The sequence below is a fragment of the Nocardia alni genome, assembly GCF_019038435.1.
GTDB classification, from domain to species: domain Bacteria; phylum Actinomycetota; class Actinomycetes; order Mycobacteriales; family Mycobacteriaceae; genus Nocardia; species Nocardia alni.
In genome coordinates this window covers 1-5,258 of the sequence record NZ_JAGPOX010000261.1, presented here as the reverse complement: position 1 = coordinate 5,258, position 5,258 = coordinate 1, and the positions used below count along the sequence as shown (strand labels likewise).

General features: G+C 69.4%; 6 protein-coding genes. 2 read left to right on the top strand and 4 right to left on the bottom strand.

Translation table 11 applies throughout. From position 1 onward, the window contains the following. From JZ791_RS43380 to JZ791_RS43370, 3 genes are all read right to left on the bottom strand, one after another. On the bottom strand, positions 1 to 1,418 hold a 1,418-nt coding region (locus JZ791_RS43380), incomplete at its 3' end, for an ATP-binding cassette domain-containing protein (protein ID WP_216903691.1). Further along, positions 1,419 to 2,315: an extracellular solute-binding protein gene (locus tag JZ791_RS43375; protein ID WP_216903689.1), complete on the bottom strand. Its 897-nt coding sequence runs from the start codon at positions 2,313 to 2,315 to the stop codon at positions 1,419 to 1,421. It lies immediately after the preceding gene. A 59-nt stretch (positions 2,316 to 2,374) separates the two neighbouring features. After that, positions 2,375 to 2,770, bottom strand: a complete 396-nt coding sequence (locus JZ791_RS43370; RefSeq protein ID WP_216903687.1) for a TOBE domain-containing protein — start codon at positions 2,768 to 2,770, stop codon at positions 2,375 to 2,377. A gap of 165 nt (positions 2,771 to 2,935) precedes the next feature. Between JZ791_RS43370 and JZ791_RS43365 the strand changes: the two genes are divergently transcribed. Further along, positions 2,936 to 3,310, top strand: coding sequence for an aromatic-ring hydroxylase C-terminal domain-containing protein (locus JZ791_RS43365; RefSeq protein ID WP_216903685.1), 375 nt, complete (start codon positions 2,936 to 2,938; stop codon positions 3,308 to 3,310). 16 nt (positions 3,311 to 3,326) lie between these two features. On the opposite strand, the gene JZ791_RS43360 is transcribed toward JZ791_RS43365, so the two are convergent. Continuing rightward, positions 3,327 to 4,292: a DMT family transporter gene (locus JZ791_RS43360; protein WP_308163493.1), complete on the bottom strand. Its 966-nt coding sequence runs from the start codon at positions 4,290 to 4,292 to the stop codon at positions 3,327 to 3,329. Positions 4,293 to 4,545: 253 nt separating this feature from the next. On the opposite strand from JZ791_RS43360, the gene JZ791_RS43355 reads away from it, so the two are divergent. Further along, positions 4,546 to 5,142, top strand: coding sequence for a class I SAM-dependent methyltransferase (locus tag JZ791_RS43355; RefSeq protein WP_216903692.1), 597 nt, complete (start codon positions 4,546 to 4,548; stop codon positions 5,140 to 5,142). The last annotated feature ends 116 nt before the right edge of the window (positions 5,143 to 5,258 follow it).

Sequence of the window (5,258 nt, the reverse complement as noted above, 5' to 3'; positions counted from 1 at the left end):
CCCGATTGCAGGACGGTTCCGTCGGTTATCAGCAGGATCTCGTCGGCCAGTAGGGCGGCCTCGTCGGGATCGTGCGTGACCAGGACAGTCGTCAGGCCGGTCGCGCGTTGCAGCGCGCGCAGTTCGCGGCGTAACTCGTTGCGCACCGGTGTATCCAGGCCGGTGAACGGCTCGTCCAGCAGCAGTAGCCGCGGCTCGCGGGCCAGGGCGCGGGCGAGGGCGACGCGGCGGCGCTGCCCGCCGGACAGTTCGTGGGGGAGGCGGTCCACCAGCTCGCTCAGCCCGAGCAGCCCGATCCAGTGCGCGGCGACAGCGGGATCGGTGCCGACGCCGAAGGTCACCTGCCGCCACACGCTCAGGTGCGGCAGCAGGCACGGGTCCTGCGGCAGATAGCCGATGGTGCGCGCGGCCGGCGGGAGCGCAGTGAGGTCTCGCGAGCCCAGCCGCACGTGACCGGAATCCGGTCGGTGCAGTCCGGCGATCACGCGCACGGTCAGGGACTTCCCCGCGCCGGACGGGCCGAGGATGGCCAGATGACGGGACCGCCCCAGCTGCCGGTGGGCCGCCCGCAACCGGAACGACCCCTGGTGGGCAGCCACCTCGAAATCCAGCGCGGCACTCGAAACCGGTTGCGGGGCACGCGCTTGCGGGAGAGCCCCGGTGCGCGAGCGCCACAGCCGGCGCGGCGACCACGCGGCCAGCCCGGTGATCACCAGCGCGCTCACCAGCACCGCGGCGGTCGGCAGCATGGTGCCCGCCAGGCCGACGCTGCCGAACTGCACGAACGTGAACACCGGCAGCGAATACGGGTGGTAGGCAAGGATTACCGTCGCGCCGAACTCGCCGAACCCGCGCAGCCAGGCCAGCAGCAGCCCGGCCCGCAGCGCGTCGGCTGCCGCGGGCAGCGCGACCCGTAGGAAACGGGCCAGCGGGCCGTAGCCCAGGGTCGCCGCGACCCCGGGCAGCGCCGGATCCGCGGCAGCGAACGCGCTGCGAGCCGCGACGACGAGAAATGGTGCGGCGACGAAGATTTGGGCCAATACGATGCCGGTGGCGTCGTCGGTCAGCTCGCCGTTGAACCGCTGACCGAGCCAGGTGTACGGACCGACGATGTACAGCAACAGAATTCCGCTGATCAGCGGGGGCAGAGCGATCGGCAACTGGACCACCAGACCGATCGCGCCCGCGAACTTCCCTCGGGCGTGCGCCAATACGTACGCCAGCGGTATCCCGAGCACCGCGACGACGACCGTCGCGATGGTGGCGGTGATCAGCGAGGTGATCAGCGCCGCCCCCAGCCCCGGCGCGGCCAGCTGTCCGCCGGGTGTGCGGGCGAACCGGATCACGAAGGCCGCGATCGGGATCGCCAGATATCCGGCCAGCAGCGCGCCGAGCCAGGGCAGGGGGGTGCGAAGCACCTAGCCGCCCACGAGTTCCCGCAGATCTGCGGGAACCGCCGAGCTGGGCCCGCTGAGGGCCGGCTGCGGCGTGAGCGTCATACCGGCGGCGGTGAGCTGGTCGCGGCCCTGCGAGCCGAGCAGATACTTGACGAACGCGATACCGCCCGCGGCGTCCGGGCCGTTGTTCAGCACGGTGACGGTGTAGGTGGCGTGTGCGTCGGGCAGGTTCAGCCCGACCGTCGGCAGCTTCGTCGCGGTGGCCTCGAGGGTGTAGAAGAATCCCGCGTCGAGCTGGCCGGACTCCAGGCGACCGACGAGTTCCTCCTCGGGGAAGACCTGCGCGGCGTTCTCGACGTTCGTCGCCAGCGACGGGTCGTTGGCGGTCTTCGCCTGCTCGTTCAGTGCTGCGACGGTGAGCTGCCCCTTGGGATCGAGCTTCGGATCGGTGCGGCCGATGCGGATACCGGGCTCGGTGAGCACCTGCGACCACGGCTTCGACTTCAGATCGGCGGCGAACTTGCTGTTCGGGTTGTACGCCAGGACCAGCGCGCTGGTGCCGATCGTGGAGTACCAGGAGGCCCAGTCGCCGTTCGCCGCGCCCTCGAGGGATTTATCGGGTCCTGGCGAGGCGCTGATGAACACGTCCCCGCGCAGCGTCTTGGCCTTGATCTGGTTGGCCAGCTGCACCGCGCCGGCGCCGCGTCCCTGATAGGTGTATCCGCTGGCGGAGGAGAAGGCGGGGCCGACCGTCTTCTCCATCACGTTGACCAGGGATCCGGCGTAGAGCACCTGGACCTTCCCGGAGCCGTGAGCGGTGCTCGACGGTGTGCTCGTCGAGGTGGACGAGCTCGAACATCCCGCGACTAGCACGGTGACGGCCGCGGCGATCGCGGGCCACAGCATTCGACGGCGCATGGGCGAACCTCCCGAAGGTGATGGATAGCTGGAAATCTGGGGGCGGACGTTTCGGTCGGTTAGTCGAGATGCAGGACGACGTTGGTGGATTTGACCGCGGCCACCACCGGCACGCCGATCTCGAGGCCGAGTTCGTCGCAGGACTCCCGGGAGATCAGCGAGACGACGCGATGCGGTCCGGACTGGATCTCGACCTGCGCCATCACCGTGTCCCGGGTGACATTGGTGACGATCCCGGGGAACTGGTTACGCGCGGACTGGGTACCGGATCGCTCGCCGACGCGGTCGCGATCGGCCAGTTCGACAGCGAACCTGGCCAGCTCGACGCCGTCCACGGCCTGGCGCCCCGAGCTGTCGGTGACAGCGGCGAGCTGGCCCTGTTTGGTCCATCGGCGGACGGTGTCATCACTCACGCCCAGAAGGCGCGCCACCTCGCTGAGCCGAAACTCCGGCATGGGTCGTAGCATAGCCGCATCTGCGGCGCGAATCAGCGTCGGGAGCCGACAAATCGGTTATTTACTGGATATATCATCCGCATTCCAGGGCCGTGCGGCGATGATCGGAAACATGGCGATGTCTCGTGCGCGCGGACTCGGTCGCGCATGCGGTATCCATGAGGTGTGGTCGAAGAGCGAGTCCAGCTGTTCATCGCCGGTGGCGATACGCCCGGCATCCAGTTGCCGCGGCACCGGCTCGCCCCTGGCGTGTCCACACTGGACCTGGTGCGCTCGCACTACGTGCTGATCGGCGGCAGTCACCGCTGGATCGCCGCGGCCGCCGATGCCGCCGCCGAGTTGCACATCCCACTCGACTCACACGCAATCCCCCTGTCGGACAACGCTCATCGTCCCTGGGCCGACGAGGTGGGCATCGCACCGGACGGCGCGGTACTGGTCCGCCCGGACGGCACCATCGCCGCCCGCATCCTCACCATGCCACCGGCCCCCGCCCGGCTGCTGCGGTACATACTGACCGAGATTCTGGCTCGCGAATGAGAGAACCGGCCTCCCGCTACAATTTCCCATCGGATTCGGCGGAAACCGGACGATCGAGCCCTGAAAATGCAGCAGGAGGCCGGGCTCGGCGCGAAATCGCGACGCCGACCAGACACACCGCGCCACCGATCAGGGCCAGCGCCGTGGGCGCCTCGCCCAGCAACAGCCACGACATCAGCACCGACACCGCCGGGACCGCATAGGTGCTGACCGTCAGGCGCGCGGCCTCGGTGCGGCTCAACGCATACGACCACGCCGCGAAACCGATCGCGGTGGGGAACAATCCGAGATAGACACCCTCGATCACCGCGTGCGGCGGGGCGGCGGCCAGCTGGTGGACCAGCTGCGGCGCCCACGGGAGCAGGGCGATGGTGGCGGCGATCGAGCCGAGCCAGATCGTCACCAGGGAGTCCGCGTAGCGCAACGCCGCCTTCTGCACGAGCACGCCCGCCGCGTAGAGCACTGCCGCCACCAGCGCCAACAGCACCCCGAGCACGTCGCGATGCGCGGTGTTGCCCACGGCGATCGTGCCGACACCGGCGAGCGAGACCAGCGCTCCCAGCATCAGCATCCGCGAAATGCCCTCCTTCAGCAGCACTCCCGCCCCGAACGCCACCAGCAGCGGGGCCAGGTTCACCAGCAACGCCGCAGTTCCCGCGTCCACATGCCGCTCGGACGCGTTGAGCGCCACGGTATATCCCGCCAACCACACCACCGCGTACCCCGCGATCAACCCCAGCGCCCTCGGTGACCTGGGAATCCGCGGTTTTCCCCGGCTGTTCACCACCACGACCACGGTCAGCGCGACGGCCGCGACGGCGGTGCGAAGCAACGCCAGCGGCGCGGGCCCCAACGCGGCCCCGATATCACGGATCGCCACGAACGCCGAGGCCCAGAGGATCACGGCCGTCACCACGGCCGCGGCGGTCGCGACGGAATTGGCGGAGTCGGCCCGGGTAGGTACGGGCAACTGAGCGGTCACCGGATCATCGTGGCTGCGGCCTCCATCCGAAACAAGCGATTTTCGGCCATCGAGCTGCAAGTTCCGGACATTGTCGGCGCCATGGTCGCTGGGGCCCGAGAACCCTCTGGAGAAGCCGAGACGGACGTGCGCGGCGGGCCGACGTGTCACGATGAAACGAGAGGATCGGCGGGTCGAGGAGGCGATGATGTCGGAGCTATCGGGTACATCGACCGGTTCGTTCGGTGGGCGGTCGCCGACCAGCCATGAGCGAATGTCGGGACAACCGTGGGATGCCTCGTACCGGGACGGGCCCGCGCCGTGGGATATCGGGGGTCCACAGCCGGCGGTGGTGCGGGTGGCCCAGGCCGGTGGGTTCACCGGGACGGTGCTCGACGCGGGCTGCGGGTCGGGAGAGAACGCGCTGTTCATCGCGGCGCTGGGGGTGGACGTGGTGGGCGTCGATGTCGCGGCGACCGCGCTGGCGCTGGGGCGGGAGAAGGCGGCCGAGCGTGGGCTGGGCGTGGAGTTCGTCGAGGGGGACGCGTTCGATCTCGGGCGGCTCGGGCGGCGATTCGACACGGTCTTGGACTGCGGGCTGTTTCATAGCTGTGACCAGGATGAACGGCCGCGATACGTGGCGAGTCTGGCCTCGGTCACCGCGCCGGGCGCGAGCCTGTACGTGCTGTGCTTCAGCGATGACGGCACCGAGCTCGGGCCGCATCCGGTGAGCAGGGACAAGGTGGAGGCGGCCTTCGCCCCGGCGACCGGATGGGCCATCGCCGATATCGGGCGGGACCGTATTCACACGACGTTTCAAGAGAACGGCGTGGCGGCCTGGTTGGTGACGATCCTCCGCGTCGGAGGCTAGCCCGCCGCTGTCGGTGACTAGTCTTGCGGCTCTGGGGGATTCGTGGGTGGAAGGTGCACGGTCGATTCGTTGGCCGCGTCCGGGGTGTCTTGTGCGGGTGGTTTGGGGGCGCTGGG

What these genes read in the sequence shown, in the direction of transcription:
- JZ791_RS43370 (WP_216903687.1), bottom strand. Translation starts at nt 2,770, where the DNA reads ATGCCGGAGTTTCGGCTCAGCGAGGTGGCGCGCCTTCTGGGCGTGAGT.
- JZ791_RS43355 (WP_216903692.1), top strand. Translation starts at nt 4,546, where the DNA reads ATGTCGGGACAACCGTGGGATGCCTCGTACCGGGACGGGCCCGCGCCG.
- JZ791_RS43375 (WP_216903689.1), bottom strand. Translation starts at nt 2,315, where the DNA reads ATGCGCCGTCGAATGCTGTGGCCCGCGATCGCCGCGGCCGTCACCGTG.